This is a genomic window from Donghicola eburneus (genome assembly GCF_900115865.1).
GTDB classification, from domain to species: domain Bacteria; phylum Pseudomonadota; class Alphaproteobacteria; order Rhodobacterales; family Rhodobacteraceae; genus Donghicola; species Donghicola eburneus.
In genome coordinates, this window is the sequence record NZ_FOXY01000010.1 from 26,602 (window position 1) to 46,951 (window position 20,350).

Annotated in this window: 20 protein-coding genes and 2 tRNA genes; 11 read left to right on the top strand and 11 right to left on the bottom strand. The window is 60.9% G+C overall.

Going from position 1 to position 20,350, the window contains the following annotated elements:
* Positions 1-106: 106 nt before the first annotated feature.
* The 6 genes from BM225_RS16435 to BM225_RS16460 all read right to left on the bottom strand — a co-directional run bounded on the left by BM225_RS16435 (position 107) and on the right by BM225_RS16460 (position 4,936).
* Positions 107-181: transfer RNA gene (locus tag BM225_RS16435), tRNA-Glu, on the bottom strand.
* Between the two features lie 147 nt (positions 182-328).
* A tRNA-Glu gene (locus BM225_RS16440) sits at positions 329-403 on the bottom strand.
* Between the two features lie 135 nt (positions 404-538).
* Entirely contained in the window at positions 539-2,287 is a 1,749-nt protein-coding gene (recJ, locus tag BM225_RS16445; protein WP_072705808.1) for a single-stranded-DNA-specific exonuclease RecJ, read from the bottom strand.
* 1 nt (position 2,288) lies between these two features.
* Positions 2,289-3,251 (bottom strand): fructose-bisphosphatase class II family protein, encoded by a 963-nt coding sequence (locus BM225_RS16450; protein WP_072705809.1) that lies wholly within the window; start codon positions 3,249-3,251, stop codon positions 2,289-2,291.
* Positions 3,252-3,314: 63 nt separating this feature from the next.
* The gene (locus tag BM225_RS16455; RefSeq protein ID WP_072705810.1) at positions 3,315-4,601 is read right to left on the bottom strand and encodes a homoserine dehydrogenase; all 1,287 of its coding nucleotides are present in this window, start codon (positions 4,599-4,601) and stop codon (positions 3,315-3,317) included.
* A 110-nt stretch (positions 4,602-4,711) separates the two neighbouring features.
* Positions 4,712-4,936: a hypothetical protein gene (locus BM225_RS16460; protein ID WP_072705811.1), complete on the bottom strand. Its 225-nt coding sequence runs from the start codon at positions 4,934-4,936 to the stop codon at positions 4,712-4,714.
* Between the two features lie 115 nt (positions 4,937-5,051).
* Here BM225_RS16460 and BM225_RS16465 point away from each other — a divergent pair, with 115 nt between their 5' ends.
* On the top strand, positions 5,052-5,639 hold the full coding sequence (locus BM225_RS16465) for a TetR/AcrR family transcriptional regulator (RefSeq protein WP_072705901.1): 588 nt from the start codon (positions 5,052-5,054) through the stop codon (positions 5,637-5,639).
* A gap of 40 nt (positions 5,640-5,679) precedes the next feature.
* On the opposite strand, the gene BM225_RS16470 is transcribed toward BM225_RS16465, so the two are convergent.
* Entirely contained in the window at positions 5,680-6,591 is a 912-nt protein-coding gene (locus BM225_RS16470; protein ID WP_072705812.1) for a pirin family protein, read from the bottom strand.
* A gap of 422 nt (positions 6,592-7,013) precedes the next feature.
* Between BM225_RS16470 and BM225_RS16475 the strand changes: the two genes are divergently transcribed.
* On the top strand, positions 7,014-7,490 hold the full coding sequence (locus BM225_RS16475) for a hypothetical protein (RefSeq protein WP_072705813.1): 477 nt from the start codon (positions 7,014-7,016) through the stop codon (positions 7,488-7,490).
* 3 nt (positions 7,491-7,493) lie between these two features.
* Here BM225_RS16475 and BM225_RS16480 read toward each other — a convergent pair whose 3' ends face one another.
* Genes BM225_RS16480 through BM225_RS16490 form a run of 3 tightly spaced genes read right to left on the bottom strand, consistent with a single transcriptional unit; the run spans position 7,494 to position 10,340 of the window.
* Positions 7,494-8,096, bottom strand: coding sequence for a hypothetical protein (locus BM225_RS16480; RefSeq protein WP_072705814.1), 603 nt, complete (start codon positions 8,094-8,096; stop codon positions 7,494-7,496).
* Between the two features lies 1 nt (position 8,097).
* Complete coding sequence (locus BM225_RS16485) at positions 8,098-8,625, bottom strand: TadE/TadG family type IV pilus assembly protein (RefSeq protein WP_245780526.1); 528 nt, start codon at positions 8,623-8,625, stop codon at positions 8,098-8,100.
* Between the two features lie 8 nt (positions 8,626-8,633).
* The gene (locus tag BM225_RS16490; protein ID WP_072705816.1) at positions 8,634-10,340 is read right to left on the bottom strand and encodes a TadE/TadG family type IV pilus assembly protein; all 1,707 of its coding nucleotides are present in this window, start codon (positions 10,338-10,340) and stop codon (positions 8,634-8,636) included.
* 265 nt (positions 10,341-10,605) lie between these two features.
* Between BM225_RS16490 and BM225_RS16495 the strand changes: the two genes are divergently transcribed.
* The 6 genes from BM225_RS16495 to BM225_RS21855 all read left to right on the top strand — a co-directional run bounded on the left by BM225_RS16495 (position 10,606) and on the right by BM225_RS21855 (position 17,166).
* The gene (locus tag BM225_RS16495; protein WP_072705817.1) at positions 10,606-12,036 is read left to right on the top strand and encodes a Glu/Leu/Phe/Val family dehydrogenase; all 1,431 of its coding nucleotides are present in this window, start codon (positions 10,606-10,608) and stop codon (positions 12,034-12,036) included.
* 150 nt (positions 12,037-12,186) lie between these two features.
* Positions 12,187-14,169: a DNA primase gene (gene dnaG / locus BM225_RS16500; RefSeq protein ID WP_072705818.1), complete on the top strand. Its 1,983-nt coding sequence runs from the start codon at positions 12,187-12,189 to the stop codon at positions 14,167-14,169.
* A 115-nt stretch (positions 14,170-14,284) separates the two neighbouring features.
* Positions 14,285-16,285, top strand: coding sequence for an RNA polymerase sigma factor RpoD (gene rpoD / locus BM225_RS16505; protein WP_072705819.1), 2,001 nt, complete (start codon positions 14,285-14,287; stop codon positions 16,283-16,285).
* A 17-nt stretch (positions 16,286-16,302) separates the two neighbouring features.
* Positions 16,303-16,539, top strand: a complete 237-nt coding sequence (locus tag BM225_RS16510; RefSeq protein ID WP_072705820.1) for a hypothetical protein — start codon at positions 16,303-16,305, stop codon at positions 16,537-16,539.
* Positions 16,540-16,704: 165 nt separating this feature from the next.
* Positions 16,705-16,884, top strand: coding sequence for a hypothetical protein (locus BM225_RS16515; RefSeq protein ID WP_072705821.1), 180 nt, complete (start codon positions 16,705-16,707; stop codon positions 16,882-16,884).
* Between the two features lie 111 nt (positions 16,885-16,995).
* Complete coding sequence (locus BM225_RS21855) at positions 16,996-17,166, top strand: hypothetical protein (RefSeq protein WP_177218644.1); 171 nt, start codon at positions 16,996-16,998, stop codon at positions 17,164-17,166.
* A 56-nt stretch (positions 17,167-17,222) separates the two neighbouring features.
* Here the strand turns inward: BM225_RS21855 and budC are convergent, their stop codons facing one another.
* Positions 17,223-17,981: a meso-2,3-butanediol dehydrogenase gene (gene budC / locus BM225_RS16525; RefSeq protein WP_072705823.1), complete on the bottom strand. Its 759-nt coding sequence runs from the start codon at positions 17,979-17,981 to the stop codon at positions 17,223-17,225.
* 253 nt (positions 17,982-18,234) lie between these two features.
* On the opposite strand from budC, the gene BM225_RS16530 reads away from it, so the two are divergent.
* The 3 genes from BM225_RS16530 (at position 18,235) to ribD (ending at position 20,350) form a co-directional block, all read left to right on the top strand.
* Complete coding sequence (locus BM225_RS16530) at positions 18,235-18,645, top strand: secondary thiamine-phosphate synthase enzyme YjbQ (protein WP_072705824.1); 411 nt, start codon at positions 18,235-18,237, stop codon at positions 18,643-18,645.
* Between the two features lie 128 nt (positions 18,646-18,773).
* Positions 18,774-19,250, top strand: a complete 477-nt coding sequence (nrdR, locus tag BM225_RS16535; protein WP_072705825.1) for a transcriptional regulator NrdR — start codon at positions 18,774-18,776, stop codon at positions 19,248-19,250.
* A complete protein-coding gene (gene ribD / locus BM225_RS16540; protein ID WP_420809862.1) occupies positions 19,247-20,350 on the top strand; it encodes a bifunctional diaminohydroxyphosphoribosylaminopyrimidine deaminase/5-amino-6-(5-phosphoribosylamino)uracil reductase RibD in 1,104 nt (367 codons plus the stop codon). Before nrdR ends, ribD begins: the two co-directional genes overlap by 4 nt.

Genomic DNA, 20,350 nt, shown 5'->3' on the forward strand with positions numbered 1-20,350 from the left:
GGGGCGGTGTCTGTGCAAGAGAAAATCCGCAGATTTTGACAGTTTTTTGAACGCGCGAAGGCACATCAAAACCAAAGCAAATCTATGGAATTTCAATTGGGAAAAGTGGCAGTCCGTAGGGGAATCGAACCCCTCTTTCCAGGTTGAAAACCTGGCGTCCTAACCGATAGACGAACGGACCATCCTGTCGGTAGGGCGCTATTTAACGCCCCGAGCGGCGGACGCAAGTGCCAATTTGCGCTGTCGCTACAATTTGTTTTCGCCCGCTTTCAGAGCCGTCAGAAAACAAAAAAGCCGCTCCGAAGAGCGGCTTTTGACCCGACAACAGTGGCAGTCCGTAGGGGAATCGAACCCCTCTTTCCAGGTTGAAAACCTGGCGTCCTAACCGATAGACGAACGGACCATCCTGTCGGTGAAGGGGTATTTACTGTTCTGCGCAGCTCGGTGCAAGCACAAAATGCAGAACACAGCATGATTTTTCAGAAACCCGAAAAATCACGTGATAACAAAGCGGTATTTGAAAGCTCTGCGCGGGATTTCAGCCTTCGGACGCGGGCGCCGCATCTTCGAGCCGCAATTGAACGCTGGTGCGCCCTTGCCAGTGATTCAGTTCCAGACGACCGGCGAGATGGAACGGCGCGCCATTATGATTTTCGAGCCGCGTCCCGAGGTCCGTATCATACGCGCCAAAGCAAATGCCCTGCAGGCGTCCCCCCATGCCGTCGGACACGGTAAGCCGCAAATGGCTTTCGCCGACGCGCTTGGCAAAGGTGATCTTGCAAGAGGGCAGGGCAAAGCGCGGCCCCGGCGCACCCGCGCCATAGGGCCCCGCCGATTCCAGTTGCTCGATCAGTTCTGGTGTCGCAGCGCCGGGCATGATCGGGGAATCGATGCGCAGCGCGCGCGGACCGCCAGCCCCAGCGCCTTGGCGTTCTAGCAGTTCTGACAGCCGCGCCATCGCGGGCTCCAACTGCTCTTGCGAGACGGTCAGACCAGCCGCCATCTTGTGGCCGCCGCCCTTGAGCAGCAGTCCCTCTTGGGTCAGCTTGTGGATTGAAGCCCCCAGATCAACGCCATTCACCGAGCGGCCCGACCCTTTGCCTTCGCCATCCGCGAAACCGATCACGACCGAGGGGCGGTTGGTCGCCTCTTTCAAGCGCGAGGCGACGATACCCACGACGCCCGGATGCCAGCCGTCGCCCGCAGCCCAGACCAAAGGGAGCTCCAGACCGCGCCCCTCGGCTTGTTCCATCGCGGCGGCGCGCACGGCGGCCTCGATCTCTCGGCGTTCTGTGTTGTAGCCATCCAGCCGGTCGGCCAAAGCGCGTGCTTCATGTGGATCTGCGCAGGCCAACAGGCGCGCCCCCAAATCGGCTTGGCCCACGCGGCCACCGGCATTCACGCGCGGTCCCAAAACAAAGCCAAGCGAATAAGAGGTCGGCGCAGTGTCCATCCGCGACACGTCGCACAGGGCAACCAGACCGGGCCGTTCGCGCCGCGCCATGATCGCCAGCCCCTGACGGACGAGCGCGCGGTTCACCCCGATCAGCGGGGCCACGTCCGCAACAGTCGCCAACGCCACCAGATCGAGCAGGCCCATCAGGTCGGGCCCTTTGGCACCTTCCTCGCGCAGCTGTCGTCCCGCCTCGACCAACATCAAGAACACGACGCCCGCCGCGCACAAATGTGCCAGATCACCGGACTCATCCTGCCGGTTCGGGTTCACCACCGCCACGCAATCAGGCAGGGTCTCTAGCCCCATGTGGTGATCCAACACGATGACGTCCGCGCCTTGGGCCGCCGCGATCGGTTCGAAAGACAGGGTCCCGCAATCGACACAGATGATCAGGTCATGATCCCGCGCCAGCGCCTGCATGGCGGGCACGTTGGGGCCGTAGCCCTCGTCAATACGGTCTGGGATATAGAGCGTCGCCTCGCGCCCCATCGCCCGCAGCCACACCAGCAGCAGCGCCGCTGAGCTGCCCCCATCCACGTCGTAATCACCGAAAACCGCAATCTTTTCGCGCCGTTTGACCGCAGCCAAAAACCGGCGCGTCGCGACCTCCATGTCCCGCATCGAGCGCGGGTCAGGCAGCAGGTCACGCAGCTGAGGACGCAGATACTTTTCCGCACCATCCGCAGAGACCCCGAGCCGCGCCATCACACGGCACAGCGGCTCTGGCAGGCCGGTCTGTTGGGCCATGGCCAGTCCCAAACGCTCCACTTCGGGGCCGGGCCCCTCCCATGTGCGTCCGGTGAGCGAATACTCTACGTCCAGAAAAGCCAAATCAGCTGCGTGTCCTCGGAATACGGTAGCTCATGCGCCGGATGGATCCGGTTTTGCTGCGCATCAGCAGGGTTTCGGTCTGCACATAGCGCGGGGCACGGATCATGCCGCGCAGCAGGCTGGAATTCGTCACGCCGGTTGCGGCAAAAATCACGTGGTCGGTGACCAGTTCATCCCGCGTATAAACGCGATCCAACTCGCGATTCCCGAAGGAGCGGGCGAGGTGGCGTTCATCTTCATTTCGATAGATCAGCTGCCCATAGAAATGCCCGTCCAAGCATTTCAGCGCCGCCGCCGCCAGCACACCTTCGGGGGCGCCGCCGGACCCCATATACATGTCGATGCCGGTGTCTTCGGGCTCTGCGCAGTTGATGACCGCAGAGATGTCGCCGTCAGTGATCAGACGCACAGCCGCGCCGGTGTCGCGCAGCTCGTCGATCATGGGCATATGGCGCGGACGCTCCAGCATACAGACGGTCACATCCTTGGGCGCGCAGCCTTTGGCTTTGGCCAAGGCTTCGATGCGCTGGGTCGGAGTCATGTCCAGCGTGACCGTATCCGGCGCATATGTGCCGCTAAAGGCCAGCTTTTCCATGTAGATATTCGGAACCTGCGTGATCGACCCCTTGGGCGCCATTGCGATCACGCTCATGGCGTTGGGCAGATCTTTGGCGGCGAGCGTTGTTCCCTCTAGTGGGTCCACGGCCACGTCAAGCTCAGGACCATCGCCGTTTCCGACCGAAGCGCCCACGCCCATGCGGTCTGTGTCGGTTTCACCGATCACAACGGTCCCGCGCAGGTCCAGACGGCTAAGCTCGGTTTCCATTGCCGCACCGGCCGCTTTATCCGCCGCGCGCTCATCGCCGCGCCCGATCAGATCTTCGGTGGCAAGAGCTGCTTTTTCGGCAACGCGCCCCAGTCCAAGGGCGAGCATACGGTCCTGAAAATCATCCGGCGCAGACATAAAAACTTCCTTTTTGGTAATACGCCCCGCCTCTAGCCTATCGAAACAGGGCGCAAAAGTCAGTTAAACCTGCTCAATCCGCAGAGCGACGGGCTCTGCGTCCAAGACATTGGTCGCAGGCAGCGCCGCCAGTGCGCTGTCCAGAGAATCGCGAGTGCACTTGTGGGTCACGATCAGCACAGACGCGGTCGACTCGTTGTGTGCGGTCTGGCGCATCCGGTCGATCGAGATGCCAGCTTCGCCCAGAATGGTCGCAACTTTGGCCAGCGCTCCGGGTTTGTCGGCCAATTCCATGCGCAGATAGTAGGGGGCAGGGACCGCACTGCGGGCCGACTCCGCCTGAACCAACTGGTCCGCCGGAACGCCAAAGGTCGCGATCTTCAGACCGCGTGCGATATCGCAGATGTCGCCCATCACAGCGCTTGCGGTCGGACCTTCGCCCGCGCCGGCACCGCGCAGCACGATCTGGCCGACGCTGTCCCCTTCGAGGATGCACATGTTGGTCGGCCCTTCGAGCGCGCCGAGGGGCGAATTCGCAGGCACCAGACAAGGCGACATACGGCTTTCCAGACCACGGCCAGACATCTGTGCGACGCCCAGCAGCTTGATCCGGTAGCCCATGTCGCGCGCATGGCGGATGTCGGAAATCGAAATGCGCTCAATGCCTTCAATCTCGATCCCGTTGAAGTCCACCTGCGTGCCAAACGCGATCGACGCCAGAATGGCCAGCTTGTGGCCCGCGTCGATGCCGCCCACGTCCAAGGTCGGGTCCGCCTCGAGGTAGCCAAGCGCGTTGGCCTCGTCAAAGACGGTCTCGTAGGTCAGGCCCGCGCTTTCCATGCGGGTCAGGATGTAGTTGCAGGTGCCGTTCATCACGCCCATGACGCGGGTGATCTGGTTGCCTGCCAAGCTCTCGGTCAAGGTCTTGATGACAGGGATGCCGCCAGCGACCGCCGCTTCGAACCGCAGATTCACGCCTGCGCCCTCGGCCTCTTCGGCGAGTGCCTGACCGTGCACGGCCAGCATCGCCTTGTTGGCGGTGACCACGTGCTTGCCCGCTTTCAGGGCGGCTTCGGTCGCGGCTTTGGCGGGGCCATCGCTGCCACCCATCAGTTCGACGAACACGTCCACATCATCGCGGGTCGCCAGCGCAACGGGATCGTCTTCCCATGCGAAACCGCTCAGGCTGACGCCGCGATCCTTGTCACGGGTGCGCGCGGACACGGCGCTGATTTCGATCTTGCGACCGGTGCGGGCGGACAGCAATTCGGCTTGCTGTTTCACGATCTTGACGACGCCGATGCCGACGGTGCCCAGACCGGCAATGCCAAGGCGCAGGGGTTGGGTCATCGGAGCCTCCAGTTTTTCTGTCTTTGGTTAGTTCTGATCGCGCGCCATCTAGCCGCTTTTGTGGACCGCTTCAATGCGGCGCAGGGGCTATTGGCGCAATAGACGCAGGTTTATTGGGCCTGAGCCGCCAACCGGTCGGCCCGCGCCTGCAGCGCCGCCATGGATTCGTCGTCCGAGTCCGTCGGCGCGGGGGCAGAGATGCCGGGGGTCAACGTGATCAGGTCAGGGTAGGGGGCCGTCTCGACATAGGCGCTCTCGACCTCGGTCAGGTCGGGCATCGGCTCGCATGCCGCCAATAGGCAGGCAAGGCTGGCAAAGCAGATGATCGGGCGCATGCGGGCTCTCCGTCGGCAATCAAATGGTTCAGACCTGCATAGGCAGACCCGACCTTCGCATCAAGCACGAACGGAGGGCTTTGCCATGAACGTCCGTTCAGTTATTGATGGGGATATGGCACGTACCACAGGCTCTCATTCCGACATCACTGGTCCCCGCATCCGCGAGGTCGCCCTGCGTCTTTTCGCAGCCGAAGGCTATGCTGCCGTTTCCATGCGGAAAATCGCAGCCGAGGTGGGGGTGCAGGCAGGGGCGCTGTACAACTACACCCCCGATAAACAGAGCCTGCTGTTCGATCTGATGCACAGCCACATGGAGGACCTGCTGGCTGCGCGGTCTGAGGCTGGCACCACAGGCACGCCGACGGATCGACTCGAGGCGTTCACGCGGTTTCACATCAGCTATCACGAAGAGCGCCCGCACGAGATTTTCATCGCCTACATGGAGCTGCGAAACCTGACCCCCGAGAATTTTGCGGTGATCGAAGAATTGCGCGGCAAATACGAGGATGAACTCTCGGGCATTCTGCGCGCAGGGGTCGAGGCGGGTGAATTCACTCTGGTCGATCCGCGCGTGGCAACCCGCGCCATCATTTCGATGCTGAACGGTGTGACCACGTGGTACCGCCGCGAAGGGCGCCTGACCCTGACCGAGGTTGAAACGATCTACTGGGACATGGTGCGCAAGGCTGTCGGGGCCTGAAACGCAAAACCCCCGCGCAGCGCGCAGGGGCCAAAGCTGTTTAGTGGGCGGGCTTGATGAACGTCCCGTTCCGCAACTCCCGCATCGCCTGCTGCAATTCGGCCTGCGTGTTCATGACGATCGGGCCATGCCATGCCACAGGTTCCTGAATCGGGGCGCCGGAAATCAGCAAGAACCGGATCCCCTCGGGGCCCGCCTGAACCGTCACTTCGTCTCCAGTCCCGAACCGGATCAAGGTGCGGTTGCCGGACATATCGCGAATGTTCACTTCTTCGCCCATGACCTCTTTCTCCAGCAGCACACCGGTGGGCGCACTGGCGTCGGCAAAGGCACCGGCCCCTTCGAACACATAGGCGAACGCACGGCGGTAAGTGTCGATCTTGAAGGTCTTTTTCACGCCCGCAGGCACAAAGATATCCAGATACTGCGGATCAGCGGCAATCCCATCGACAGGGCCGGTCTTGCCCCAGAACGATCCGACGATCACCTTGACCCGTGTGCCGTCGTCATCGATGATTTCAGGGATCTCTTTGCCCTGAACATCCTGATAGCGCGGCGCGGTCATTTTCAGGCTGCCGGGCAAGTTCGCCCATAGCTGAAAGCCATGCATCTGACCGTTGATGTTCCCCTTGGGCATTTCCTGATGCAAGATGCCGGACCCAGCCGTCATCCACTGCACATCGCCTGCGCCAAGCGTCCCCGTGTTCCCCAGACTGTCACCGTGATCGACGGTGCCGTTCAGCACATACGTGATGGTTTCGATCCCGCGGTGGGGATGCCAAGGAAAGCCACGCTCGAAATGCTGCGGAATGTCGTTCCGGAAGTCATCGAACAGCAGGAACGGGTCCAGCTCTGACGGATCGTGAAACCCAAAGGCACGGTGCAGGTGCACGCCCGCGCCCTCCATCGTGGGCTGGGCAAGGCGGGTTTCGAGGGTCGGTCGCAGGGACATTGGCTTTCTCCAATCTGAAGTTACGCCAAATATAGGGGGCCCAGAGGGCCTTTCCAAACCTTAGCTCTGTGGGGCTGAACAGGGGTTCCGTGCGAAACTGCACATGCGCGCATTCGGAAATGTGCAAGTAAAATCAATGGTTAATGCGGAAATGCAACGTCAGGTCTGCACCTGTGGCTATAGGCGGATATGATATTCTGAGTTACACATATACCTACACGGCGAGACGGTCAGCAAGTTCCCTGCAGACCATCGGACCGGGGTGCAAGTAGCCGCTCTCCTTGCACTCATACTTATAGCGGGGGTTTCGACCCCCGTATTTTTTTGCCCAGATTTTCGGTCCTGATACGGGTCTACGTTGACCTCTGGGCCTGCCCGTGCGACCTGATTGCACTGAAATGATCCAGCGCAGGACAATGGTTATGACCGATAGCATCTCGATCCGTATCTCCCCGTCGCCTATGCGCATCTGGCTGGGCGTGGCCGCCATGATGGGACTGGGCGCGATCTTGATCTATCTGGCGCTGGCGCATCCGCCCGTGACCTTGGTGTTGCGGGGCTTTCTACTGTTGTTCGGTGGCTTCGCCATCTTTGGCGGTTGGAAAATGATGCAGTCGGGGCAGCTGTCGCTGATCCTAGAGGGTGACAGCCTGACAGACAGTGCCGGCCGTGTGGTCGCCACCATCGATAATATCGAAAAGGTCGAGCGCGGGGCTTTCGCGTTCAAACCATCGCACGGTTTCCTGCTTCACCTGAACGAACCCATGCCGCGCGCATGGTTCCCAGGGGTGTGGTGGCGCATGGGGCGCCGCGTCGCGGTTGGCGGTGTCCTGCCCGGAGGCGAGACCAAGGCCGTGGCCGATATGATCGCCGTCCGCAAATCCGGCATGGAACTCTAATCCCTAGCAAGCCTGCCAGCAAACCTGAGGGGTAAAGCGCGGACGTGTGATCACATTCGCCGCCATCTGGAACTTGTCCATGTCGATCCGGACAGACAGAGGCGGGGCCCAGCCATCACTGCTTTTGCGCAGGGCTTCCGGCACGCTGACATCCGTCCGCGCCTCAATCATGATGATCCGCTCGCCGTTTTGCAGTTGGGGCAGGTCGTCTTCCATGCCCTCTAGGTCCGCATCAGTCAGCCGGTTGGTGATCAATGTGCCGCGCACATTGGACCAATCGACCAGATAGGCCTCTTGCGATGCGCTCCAGCGCATGATGGTAAACCGGATGCCATAACCGGCCCGTCGTCCGACGATTTCCTGATACACGGCCTCCATCCCGTTCAGATAGGCGTCGTCCAAGGGCACCGTTTCACGGGAGATGGCGTCCCCGATGGAATACGCAGCTTTTTGCGACAGGTTGTTCGTGCGGAACCCGTCGAACAGCACCAAGGACAGCAAAAATAGCATCAGGATCGGCGGCATGTACAAGATCGCCTCGAGCGTGATGCTGCCATCGCTGTGCCCGAAAAACCGGCGCATTCGGGATCGTAGGGCCTGCAACATCTTAGGGCTCCTGAACAAAGGTGCTGATCGCCACGAGGGCAGTGCCGCCATCGGATTCGCGCTTCATCGCATTGCCGACGTGAAGGGCAGGGAACAGCGGCTCGATGCGCGCACAGGCCCGCACCAGCATCAGATCATTAGGCTGACCGGGGTTGAAGTTCACTGCAGGCTTGATCGGCTCTGACTTGTCCACGCAGTCCGCATTTGCAGGCAGACCGGCAAAGGCACGCGGGTTCGCCCGCTGCAATTCCAGCTTCAGATCGCTAAAGCAATCGCCCCCCAGATTGCCCGCCCCGTCGCAAATGATCTCCTTCAGTTCGTCATAGGTGGGCTGGGCGTTCTGCGTGCTGATCCGGATTTCACGGATCGCCATATCCAGTCCGCGCTCCAGCGCCGTGGCGCGCAGCATCCAGACACTGGTTTCAATGCTCCAGAACAGGGCAAACAAGAAGATCGGAAAGACCATGACAAACTCGACCGAGGATGTCCCGTCCTCCCGCCGCCACACGCGGCGCAGGGCAGTTTTCATGCGACCCATCATTGCACGAGCCTCAGCTGGTTGATCTGGCGGCCGATCGCGGAAAAGACTTCCTCGATCTCGACCCCGTTCACGTCAAAGAAGTGGGACTCGGTCGAGGCGCAGCTGCGCAGGGCGTTCTTGCCCCCATCAGGCGCTTCGAACGCCACAGAGAAGATGACGATGTTTTTGTCCTTGGCCGCATTGCAGATCGCGTTCAGTCGCGCGTTTGCCCCAGCCGCGTTTACCTTTTCTTCATAGGCGTAGGCATATTTGTAGAACAGGTCGATAGGCGCACGGTAGTCGTAGTAGGGGCGTTCAATGAACTTGTAGGCCATCGACGTCGTGCCCCAACGGGCGAACGTTTCTTGGTAGGTCATGCGGCGCGCGCTGTCCCCGCCGTCGATCGAGTTCCAGTAGCGGTACTTCTGCTCGTACTGTTCGAGCCGCTCCCAGAAAAACACCGTGCCTTGGTTATAGGCCGACAGGTTGTAGCTGAACCGGTCATCGCGGGGGTCCGAATTGCCGCGCTCGTCCACCCAGATGTTGGAATCCCCGCTGCGCAGGTAATCCTTCAGGTCATACTGGCTGGTGTTCTCCCCGTCGGTCATCAGAACGATCACCTTCAGCGTATCTTCGTCGTCAAAGGCTGCAGGACGCGTCGCCGCACGGCCGTCGATCCATCCGCGACCGGCCCAGTTGGCGGCGATCGGGCGGAACGCGGGGTCCAAGAAACCTGCGCCCCACTTCATGCCCACATCGATCGCGGTGTTCCCGCCAGCTTGCAGGCTGTTGATATAGGCCTTCAGGTTGGCGGTGTCGTTCGCGATGGGCCACAGGGCGGCCGTGTTTCCGGTTGGACACCACGGCTGCGCGATCTCTGTCGAGTTTTGGTCGTTCGAAAACGGGTCGAAATGCGCCACACGCTGATAGGTCTTGTCCAAAGAGATCGCGGTGGTGTTGAAATCCGAACTCTCAAAGGACATGCAGTGCGAATAGGTGTGCTCTGTCGTCATGGGGAACGACGACGCCAGATAGGGCCCCACGTTGACCACAGCCGAATAGGGCACAATGGACACGGTGGTCATGCCGGTCTCGCCCTCTTGGATCACGGCATCTACGAATTCTGACGCTGCGGTCCGCATCCGGCCAAGGCGCCCGTTGTTCGCCATGGATCCCGAGATATCGAGTACGAGCGAGATTTCCACGTTGCTCACTGACTCTTCGGCGGCACCGTTGGCGCGGGCGGGCAGGCTGCTTCCGCGCGCCTCGAAGTTGTCCAGCGACTTGGCATCGTTGTCGTAGACGTAGGGCGTGTCCTGATTGTTCCGGTAACCTGAATCGCCCGCTCTCAGGAACACTGTCGGCACAGAGATCGAGGCTGTCGCCTCGACGTTCCGCATGTTCAGACCTTCTTTGATCTTGATCGAGTCGATTGAGTCTTCAATGCCCGCCGCCCTGAAGTAGCTGCGCACCACTGCCTCTGGATCGCCCTCTTGGTCCAAGTCGGCCGCCGCCAGAACCGCGCGGTCCAGCGTGTTCTGCAACCGCGTCCGCTCGAATTCGTGCATCATCACGTCGATCGCGATGTAGCCGAACCACAGCATGAACGGGAATTGCCAGAGGAATTGAAGCGAGATGACGCCGTCCTCGTTCCGGCTGAAACGATGGCAGAACCCTTTTGCACGCTGTGCAAGTCTCGCAGATTTTTGCCTGGATTGGTTCATGTTACTCTCGACACAAGTCACTCATATTCGAAAGACTGTATTCCAATACCTTATGGCAGGATTGGGGCGCATGCCGGGCAAACTTGGGGAAAGAGTTAATTTCAGGTTAATAAAATATTGAGGGTTTTCAGGTACTCAGCCCCCTTCGTCAGAAGGGATAGGCCATGTTCCGATAGTTCAGATGCGCGCAGAACATGAATGTGGGACTCTGATTTTATCCACAGGTTTCAAGAGCCTGTCATGAAATCAAACGAGAGGACCGCCCATGCGCCCGCCCAAGGAACCGACTTTCCGCGAAAGCGTCGACATGATGTTCAACCGCGCCGTGGCGCTTATGGACCTGTCTCCGGGCCTCGAGGAAAAGATCAGGGTTTGTAATTCTACTTACACGGTGCGGTTCGGGGTTAGGCTGCGCGGGCAGATATTCACATTTACAGGTTATCGCTCGAACCACTCCGAGCATATGGAGCCTGTAAAGGGCGGCATCCGCTATGCCCTGACCGTCGATCAGGATGAGGTCGAGGCCCTGTCGGCGCTCATGACCTTTAAGTGCGCGCTGGTCGAGGCGCCGTTCGGCGGCTCCAAAGGGGGGCTCTGCATCGACCCCACCCAGTGGGAGGTTCACGAGCTAGAGCAGATCACCCGTCGCTTTGCCTATGAGCTGATCAAGCGGGACCTGATCAACCCCAGCCAGAACGTGCCCGCCCCCGACATGGGCACAGGCGAGCGGGAGATGGCTTGGATCGCGGACCAATATGCGCGGATGAACACCACCGACATCAACGCCAAGGCTTGCGTCACCGGCAAACCCCTGAACGCGGGCGGGATCGCAGGACGGGTCGAGGCCACAGGGCGGGGTGTGCAATACGCCTTGCGCGAATTCTTCCGCCACCCAGAGGATATCAAGGCCGCAGGTCTCAAGGGCACGCTCGAGGGCAAGAAGGTCATCGTGCAGGGTCTGGGCAATGTGGGCTACCACGCGGCCAAGTTCTTGGGCGAAGAGGATGGCTGCAAAATCATCGGTATCATCGAGCGGGACGGCGCGCTCTTTGATGAGAGCGGGATCGACGTCGAAGCTGTCCGCCAGTGGATCATCAAACATGGCGGGGTTAGCGGCTATCCCGACGCCGCCCACCACGCCGAGGGCGCGGCGGTTCTGGAAGAGTCGTGCGACATCCTGATCCCCGCCGCGATGGAAGGCGTGATCAACATGGGCAACGCCGACCGGATCAAAGCGCCCCTGATCATCGAGGCCGCAAACGGTCCCGTCACGGCGGGCGCGGACGACATCCTGCGCAAGAAGGGCACTGTGATCATCCCCGACATGTACGCCAACGCGGGCGGTGTGACGGTGTCGTATTTCGAGTGGGTCAAGAACCTGAGCAAGATCCGCTTTGGCCGGATGCAGCGCCGTCAGGAAGAGGCGCGGCACGAATTGATCGTCAAGGAACTGGAGCGTCTGGACCATTACTTGGGGGACAGCTGGTCGATGACGCCGGACTTCAAGGAAAAGTATCTGCGCGGGGCAGGAGAGCTGGAGCTTGTGCGCTCTGGCCTCGATGATACCATGCGGATTGCCTATCAGGCCATGCGCGAGGTCTGGCACAGCCGCGATGATGTCGACGACCTGCGGACGGCCGCCTATCTGGTGGCGATCAGCAAGGTTGCGATGAGCTATCAGGCCAAGGGGCTGTAGCACCACGTTCTGCGGCGGCGGGCACGGATGGCCCGTGTTGAGCCGTGAGTATTTTTGCAAAGCAGAAAGAGGCAGGTCCGCGCGAAAGGGCGGGCCCGTCTCTGCGTTCGGGGGCTGGACATCCCGCGAGCGTGGGGGGATATTCAGCCAATGAGTTTGCCCCCCAATTTCATCGAAGAGTTGCGCACCCGTGTGAGCCTGTCCCAAGTGGTCGGGCGCAAGGTCGTGTGGTCGAAAAAGTCCAACCGCGCCAAGGGGGATTGGTGGGCGTCGTGTCCTTTTCATCAGGAAAAATCTGCGTCTTTTCATGTGGATGACCGCAAGGGGTTTTATTACTGCTTTGGGTGTCATGCCAAAGGGGACGCGCTGACCTTTGTTCAAGAGACCGAGAATGTCGGTTTCATGGAAGCGGTCGAGATTCTGGCCCGTGAAGCTGGCATGCCTATGCCCGCCCGTGATCCGCAAGCCGCCAAGAAGGCGGACCGCCGCAGCCAGTTGGCTGAGGTCATGGAAGAGGTCGTTAAATTCTATCGCATGCAGCTGAAGACCGGGGCCGCGCAAGACGCGCGGGCCTATCTGGATCGACGCGGTTTGGGGATGAAAGGGCAGGACCGGTTCGAGATCGGCTACGCCCCGAACGAGAGCCAAGCTACGTGGAACCATCTGAAGGGTAAGGGCATCCCGGACGAGATGATCATTGCCACCGGTGTCTGTGCTGAGTCCGATCGGGGCGGGGCCCCCTATGACCGGTTTCGCGGGCGCATCATGTTCCCGATCCGCGATGCACGGGGGCGGTGCATTTCCTTTGGCGGGCGGGCGATGGACCCGAATGCGCGGGCGAAATACCTGAACGGCCCCGAGACAGAGCTCTTTGACAAGGGCAACAGCCTGTACAACCACGGGCCCGCGCGCGAAGCGGTGGGGCGGGGGCAGACCCTGATCGTGGCCGAAGGCTATATGGATGTGATCGCGCTGGCTTTGGCGGGGTTCGAGGGGGCGGTCGCGCCACTTGGCACTGCGATCACGCCAGAGCAGTTGCAACTGATGTGGCGGATCAGCCCAGAGCCGGTGATTGCTTTGGACGGGGACAAAGCTGGCGTGCGCGCCGCGTATCGTCTGGTGGATGTGGCGCTGCCGCTACTCGAAGCGGACAAAGCCCTGCGGTTTTGCCTGATGCCCGAAGGGCAGGACCCCGACGATCTGATCAAAGCCAAAGGCCCCGAGGGCATGGCCGAGATTTTGGGCACCGCGATGCCTTTGATCGACATCCTGTGGCGCCGCGCCATCGAGGATCAGGTGTTCGACAGCCCAGAGCGTAAAGCCGGCTTGGACAAACGCCTGCGCGAAGAGATCAAACAGATACGCAGCCCTGATCTGCGCAGCCATTACGGCCACGCGATCAAGGAGTTGCGGGCAGGGCTCTTTGGCACTGCGGTCAGCGCCGAAGAGCCGCGCCGCGAATGGACCCCGCGCCAGAATTGGCAGCCGCGTCAGGGGGGCGGGGGGCGCCGTCCTTGGGGGGCACCGCCGTCCAAACCGTTGGGTACGACGCTGACGTCGGCCTTGGTTCAGGACGAGAACTTCGAGATTTCCCTGCGCGAGGCCGTGGTGCTGGCTACCATCGTATCCACGCCGATGGTGCTGGAAGAGGCGATGGACCTGCTCGAAGCCATGGAATGTCAGTCACAGGAGCACAACACCCTGCGCGGGGCGCTGCTGATGATGAACGGACGGTCCAATGCCTTCCGCGCAGAGCTCGAGGCATTGGTGGGCGGTGAAATCCTTGAAAACCTGCTGAGACAGAACCATATCTCCATTTGCCCGTCGGTTCGGCGGGCAGGCGATCTGGAAACGGCCAAGTTGACCCTCATGGAAGAGACGGCAAAGCTCAAAGCAGCACATGGCCGTCTGGCGGAAATAGCCGAGGCAACCGAAGAGCTGACAGGCGCCGCGGACGAAGCGATCACCTACCGGCTGGGGCAGGCTGCCTTGGCCTTTGACCGTGCGACCCGCGCACAGCAGGAAGACACAACAGAATACGAGAAGGCCGACAACGGCATGCGCGTGGACCGAAAAGAGCGCGAAGCCCTTCATGGGCTGCTCGCGAATCTCGGAAAAACGCCGAAACATTGAACGTTAAGGGGAATCGGGCGAAAAACCCTGATCAAGAGGTGCGCGAATCAGAACGAATCAGTTATTGAGTCGTACTGACCGGCGCGAATCACGCCCGCCAAGGAGCAAAGACCACATGGCAGCCAAAGATACCGAAGACCGTAAGTCCGACGATCAGGATCAGGACCAGGAAATCTCGCTCGATCTGAGCCAGGCCCGGGTCAAGAAGATGATCGGCGAGGCGCGGGAACGGGGCTACATCACATACGATCAGCTCAATCAGGTTCTGCCGCCCGATCAAGTGTCTTCGGAGCAGATCGAGGACGTCATGTCGATGTTGTCCGAGATGGGCATCAACATCATCGAAGATGACGAAGCCGAAGAAGAAGAGCAGGGCTCGACCGAAATTGTCACCAAAGAGCAGGGCGGCGCTGTCGCCGTAGCCGGTGCCGAGAAAGAGAAGCTGGATCGCACGGACGACCCTGTCCGTATGTACCTGCGCGAGATGGGAAGCGTTGAGCTGCTGTCGCGCGAAGGTGAAATCGCGATCGCGAAACGGATCGAGGCTGGCCGCAACACGATGATCGCAGGCCTCTGCGAGAGCCCGCTGACCTTCCAGGCGATCACGATCTGGCGCGACGAACTTTTGTCCGAAGACATTCTGCTGCGCGATGTGATCGACCTCGAGACGACCTTTGGCCGCTCGGGTGGTGAAGATGGCGAAGAAGGCGACGAGCCCGTGATCGGTGCGCCCGCTGCGGCGCCTGCGAACACCAACTCGGAAACCCGCTCGAACGAGCAGGAATACGACGCTGACGGCAACCCGATCAACAACGACGATGACGACGACGAAGACGAACAGGCCAACATGTCGCTGGCCGCGATGGAAGCTGCCCTCAAGCCCCGCGTTCTGGAAACGCTGGACCAGATCGCGGCTGACTTCGAGCTTCTGTCGGAAATGCAGGACCTGCGGATCAGCGCAACCCTGAACGAGGACGAGAGCTTCTCTGAAGGGGAAGAGGCGCGCTACCAGCAGCTGCGTTCGGAAATCGTTGTTCTGGTGAACCAGCTTCACCTGCACAACAACCGTATCGAAGCCCTGATCGACCAGCTCTACGGCATCAACCGCCGCATCATGTCCATCGACTCGGCCATGGTAAAGCTGGCGGACCAAGCCCGCATCAACCGCCGTGAGTTCATCGAAGAGTACCGTGGCCACGAGCTGGACCCGAACTGGCTGGATCGCATGCGCGAGAAGTCCGGTCGCGGCTGGCAGGCGCTGATCGACCGTTCCTCGGACAAGATCGAGGATCTGCGCAACGACATGGCGCAGGTCGGCACCTATGTGGGCCTCGATATCAGCGAATTCCGCCGCATCGTGCAGCAGGTCCAGAAGGGTGAGAAAGAAGCCCGACAGGCCAAGAAAGAGATGGTCGAAGCCAACCTGCGCCTCGTGATCTCGATCGCGAAGAAGTACACGAACCGTGGTCTGCAGTTCCTCGACCTCATTCAGGAAGGCAACATCGGCCTGATGAAGGCCGTGGACAAGTTCGAATACCGCCGCGGTTACAAGTTCTCGACCTACGCGACATGGTGGATCCGTCAGGCGATCACCCGTTCGATCGCGGACCAGGCACGGACCATCCGTATCCCTGTCCACATGATCGAGACCATCAACAAGCTGGTCCGCACCGGCCGTCAGATGCTGCACGAAATTGGCCGCGAACCCACCCCCGAGGAACTGGCAGAAAAGCTCCAGATGCCTCTGGAGAAGGTCCGCAAGGTCATGAAGATCGCCAAAGAGCCGATCTCTCTGGAAACGCCCATCGGCGACGAAGAGGACAGCCAACTGGGCGATTTCATCGAGGACAAGAACGCGCTTCTGCCCCTCGACAGTGCGATTCAGGACAACCTGCGCGAAACCACGACCCGTGTACTGGCCTCGCTCACCCCGCGCGAAGAGCGCGTTCTGCGTATGCGTTTCGGCATCGGCATGAACACCGACCACACTCTGGAAGAGGTCGGTCAGCAGTTCAGCGTGACCCGCGAACGTATCCGCCAGATCGAAGCGAAGGCGCTCCGCAAACTCAAGCACCCCTCGCGGTCGCGCAAGCTGCGTAGCTTCCTCGACCAGTGAGGACGCTGGTCATATTTTTGATCGTGTTTGGCGCGGGGATCGGGATACCGATCCTCGCGCTTTTCAATTGTGGTGGGTGGAACGAAGGCACGATGCAGGTGGCCTACTGCGTCGTCGATACGCCCGACCTGCGCTTCGTGGCAGAGGTGGTGTATGCCGTGGTCCTGCTGTCCTCCTTCACGCTTGGCCTGCCGATCTTTGTGTATCTCATGATCTTGTTGGCGCTGGCACTGCTCTTGCGGTGGCTCTCGTAAACAGGGGTCCCCTCCTGCCGCTGTTTTGCCCGGACGCGCTAAAACGGGCTTCAGCGGCGTCGTAACTCTACGAAGGGAGAGTTTGCGCATGCTTTTTACGGGGAGGGACCTCCTCAAAGGGCAAGCGCTGCGCTCCGATCCAAATATCCAAGGGAGGATACTCTGATGGAAATCTCGCCAAGCAACACGATCGGTTCTGACCAGATTGCGGCTGTGAACAAACCCGACAAAGTCGAAGAGGTCCGCGAGCAAAAGACCCCGACAGAGCGCCTGACCGACACTGTGTCCCTGTCGCCCGAAGCCAAAGCCCGCATGGAAGCGAACGCGACCACGGCGGCCTCTTAACAGTTTTTGCAGAGACGTCGTTGGTCAGGTCAGGGCCGCGCGATGAACCGCATCCATTCGGGTGCGGCCCGTGCGTGGTCTGTCCAAGCAACCTGTGAAGAGGGAGCACCGATGAACGTTTCATCTGCCAGCAGCGCCATGGCGGCGCAGGTCGCCCCGGCGGCCAATTCAGGGGCTCAAGCCGCCCCCGAAGCCAAGGCGCCAGCCCCCGCGACAGACACCGTGTCCCTGTCGCCCCAAGCCAAGGCGCACCTTGCCGCGCAAAAGTCCTGCGGCTGCTGATCAACCAAACGGAAAAGGGCGCCCCATGGGGCGCCCTTTGCACGTCTTGCCGCCGCTTACGCTTGCGGCGGTTGCCCGTTGCTGGCGGACAAACCGCCATCCACGGGCAGGTTCACGCCGTTGACGAACCGCGCATCATCAGAGGCCAGAAAGGCGATGACGTCCGCGATGTCCTCGGGCTCGGCGGGGCGGCCAAGGGGGATGCGCTCCATGAATTTCTGAATTTTGTCGTCATTGCCCAAGATGCCCGTGGTCATCTCGGATTTCGTCAGGGACGGGCAAACGGCATTCACACGCACGCCACTGTTGCGGGCGTCCAAGGCCAGCGCGCGGGTCAGGTTGGTGACGCCGCCTTTGGCCGCGTTATAGGCAAACATGTTCCAGTCGCCACCGATCCCCGACACAGAGCTGGTCATGACCACGTTGCCCTTGGACTCTTTCAGCGCGGACCACGCAGCCTTGGTGACCAGATAGGCGCTGGTCAGATCGGTCTCGATGACGTTGTGCCAGTCATCGGGGGTGACATCGTCGATGCTGCCCGTGACAGCGGTGCCCGCGTTGTTCACCAACACGTCGATCTGGCCATAAGCGTCGAGCGCGCCTTGGGCGATCTTGTCCGCGCCCTCTTGCTGACTGACATCGGCCACGACGACCGTGCTGTTCGGGATATCCTTGGCCACGTCCTTCAGCTTGTCCTCGCTGCGGGACACAAGCACGACATTCGCGCCTTCGCGGCCAAAGCGGCGGGCGGTTGCCGCGCCGATCCCCGAAGAGGCGCCGGTCACGATGACGGTTTTTCCGGTAAAGCGGGTCATGGTAATCTCCTGTAAAGTATTCAAATTCGAGGCCGCAGCCGCGTCGCTGGCACAACGGGAGATGCGCGGGATCGTTCCAAATCCGGCGCGCGGTCCAAGGTCACGTTGGCGCGAGCCACGTCATGACGTGAGCCATACGTAAACCATACGCGAGCTGGCATCCGCTTTGGCCGCTGGATCAAGGGGTTGGGCCGTGACGGGCGGCGCGCAGCAGGGTACGCTGCGCAGACCCTAGAAAAGAGCAGAGCGCGCCATGCACACCACCTTTACCATTTCGACCCGCGGTCAGGGCATCTACGAATTCACCCGCGATGTCGCTGACTGGGTGCGCGGGGACGGGGTTCTGACCCTGTTCATCCGGCACACCTCGGCCAGCTTGCTTATCCAGGAAAATGCCGACCCCGAAGTGAAAGTGGATCTGGTCAATTACTTCTCGCGCCTCGTGCCGCCTTCGACCGATCCGGCGATGTCCTATCTGACCCACACCTACGAGGGCCCAGATGATATGCCCGCGCATATCAAAGCCTCTATCCTACCGATTTCATTGACGATTCCTGTGATTGGTGGGCGGCTGGCGCTGGGAACATGGCAGGGTATCTACCTGTTTGAACACCGAGATCGCCCCCATCACCGCGAAGTCGTTGCAAAATTGATTCAGGGCTAAGACGAAAGTGCAGGCCGCATATAGGGGGATCAAGAAAGCTCTACCCAAATTGTAGAGGCAGTCCTATAGTGCCTGTGGATAACTGGGGCGGCGCCCCCAATTCAGCGGTCTGAACAAAGGAAATTGCCATGCGCTGCCCGTTCTGTGGAAGTGTCGACACTCAGGTCAAGGATTCCCGTCCTGCAGAGGATCACGTGGCGATCCGACGTCGACGTTTCTGCCCGTCGTGCAGTGGTCGATTTACAACCTATGAGCGTGTTCAACTGCGCGATCTGGTGGTCGTCAAAACCTCTGGCCGCCGCGAGGATTTCGACCGCGACAAGCTGGAACGCTCGATCCGCATCGCGGCCCAAAAGCGCCCTGTGGAGCCTGAGCGTCTGGATCAGATGATCTCTGGCATCGTGCGCCGTCTCGAAAGCCTTGGCGACACGGACATCCCGTCCAAAATGATCGGCGAGATCGTGATGGAGGCGTTGGCCCGCATCGACACTGTTGCCTATGTGCGGTTTGCAAGCGTTTACAAGAACTTCCAAGCGGCGGATGACTTTGACAAGTTTGTCAGCGAGCTGCGCCCGACCGCTCCGGCAGAGCCCACGACAGAGTGATCGACAGACATCAAGACCGGCGCTTCATGGCGCTCGCCCTGTCTTTGGGGCGTCGGGGTATGGGCAATGCGTGGTCCAATCCCGCCGTCGGCTGCGTGCTAGTGCACGGTGCGCGGATCGTCGGTCGTGGCTGGACCCAGCCCGGCGGCAGGCCACACGCAGAGGTTGTGGCTCTGGCCCAAGCGGGCCCTGAAGCGCGTGGCGCCACCGCTTTTGTCACGCTAGAGCCCTGCGCTCATTTCGGCAAAACACCGCCCTGTGCGAACGCCTTGATCGAGGCCGGTGTGGCCCGCGTTGTTATCGCCGCAACCGACACGGACCCGCGCGTTGCAGGGCAGGGCATCGCCAAGCTTCGGGACGCAGGTATCGCCGTCGAAACCGGCCTTATGGAGGCCGAAGCGCTAGAGGATTTGTCTGGCTTTTTCCTGCGCTTAGCCAAAGGTCGACCCAGAGTCACCCTCAAGCTTGCCAGCAGTTTTGACGGCCGGATCGCCACGGCTTCGGGCGAAAGCCAATGGATCACGGGGCCTGCGGCGCGCCGACATGTCCACGGAATGCGGATGCGCCATGACGCCGTCATGGTCGGTGGCGGCACAGCTCGCGCCGACGATCCGCAATTGACCGTGCGCGACATGGGCGTCAGCCACCAACCGACGCGCGTCATCGTCTCGCGCAAGCTGGATTTGCCCCGCGCAGGCCGCATGTGGCAGAGCATCCCCGAGGTCCCAATGATCCTGTGCCACGGGCCAAACCTGCCCGAGGACACACTGGCGCCTTGGCGTGATCAGGGCGCGGCACTCGTGGAATGCGCGCTGGACGGCCGCCGTGTGGATGTACACAGCGTGCTGCAAGGCCTTGGCGATCATGGCCTCACGCGCGTCTTTTGCGAGGGTGGCGGTGCGTTTGCGGGCTCACTCCTGCAAGCGGATTTGGTTGATGAACTGGTCGGGTATACGGCCGGTCTTGCACTGGGGGCCGAGGGGCAACCGGCCATTGGGGCGATGGGGCTTGATGCCTTGGCAGAGGCGCCGCGCTTTGATCTGGTCGAGACACGCCCCATCGGGCCAGACGTGCTGCACCGCTGGCTCCGGCGGCGGTGA

What these genes read in the sequence shown, in the direction of transcription:
- BM225_RS16450 (WP_072705809.1), bottom strand. Translation starts at nt 3,251, where the DNA reads ATGTCTGCGCCGGATGATTTTCAGGACCGTATGCTCGCCCTTGGACTG.
- BM225_RS16455 (WP_072705810.1), bottom strand. Translation starts at nt 4,601, where the DNA reads ATGACCCAACCCCTGCGCCTTGGCATTGCCGGTCTGGGCACCGTCGGC.
- BM225_RS16460 (WP_072705811.1), bottom strand. Translation starts at nt 4,936, where the DNA reads ATGCGCCCGATCATCTGCTTTGCCAGCCTTGCCTGCCTATTGGCGGCA.
- BM225_RS16465 (WP_072705901.1), top strand. Translation starts at nt 5,052, where the DNA reads ATGGCACGTACCACAGGCTCTCATTCCGACATCACTGGTCCCCGCATC.
- BM225_RS16470 (WP_072705812.1), bottom strand. Translation starts at nt 6,591, where the DNA reads ATGTCCCTGCGACCGACCCTCGAAACCCGCCTTGCCCAGCCCACGATG.
- BM225_RS16475 (WP_072705813.1), top strand. Translation starts at nt 7,014, where the DNA reads ATGACCGATAGCATCTCGATCCGTATCTCCCCGTCGCCTATGCGCATC.
- BM225_RS16480 (WP_072705814.1), bottom strand. Translation starts at nt 8,096, where the DNA reads ATGTTGCAGGCCCTACGATCCCGAATGCGCCGGTTTTTCGGGCACAGC.
- BM225_RS16485 (WP_245780526.1), bottom strand. Translation starts at nt 8,625, where the DNA reads ATGAAAACTGCCCTGCGCCGCGTGTGGCGGCGGGAGGACGGGACATCC.
- BM225_RS16490 (WP_072705816.1), bottom strand. Translation starts at nt 10,340, where the DNA reads ATGAACCAATCCAGGCAAAAATCTGCGAGACTTGCACAGCGTGCAAAA.
- BM225_RS16495 (WP_072705817.1), top strand. Translation starts at nt 10,606, where the DNA reads ATGCGCCCGCCCAAGGAACCGACTTTCCGCGAAAGCGTCGACATGATG.
- dnaG (WP_072705818.1), top strand. Translation starts at nt 12,187, where the DNA reads ATGAGTTTGCCCCCCAATTTCATCGAAGAGTTGCGCACCCGTGTGAGC.
- rpoD (WP_072705819.1), top strand. Translation starts at nt 14,285, where the DNA reads ATGGCAGCCAAAGATACCGAAGACCGTAAGTCCGACGATCAGGATCAG.
- BM225_RS16515 (WP_072705821.1), top strand. Translation starts at nt 16,705, where the DNA reads ATGGAAATCTCGCCAAGCAACACGATCGGTTCTGACCAGATTGCGGCT.
- BM225_RS21855 (WP_177218644.1), top strand. Translation starts at nt 16,996, where the DNA reads ATGAACGTTTCATCTGCCAGCAGCGCCATGGCGGCGCAGGTCGCCCCG.
- budC (WP_072705823.1), bottom strand. Translation starts at nt 17,981, where the DNA reads ATGACCCGCTTTACCGGAAAAACCGTCATCGTGACCGGCGCCTCTTCG.
- BM225_RS16530 (WP_072705824.1), top strand. Translation starts at nt 18,235, where the DNA reads ATGCACACCACCTTTACCATTTCGACCCGCGGTCAGGGCATCTACGAA.
- nrdR (WP_072705825.1), top strand. Translation starts at nt 18,774, where the DNA reads ATGCGCTGCCCGTTCTGTGGAAGTGTCGACACTCAGGTCAAGGATTCC.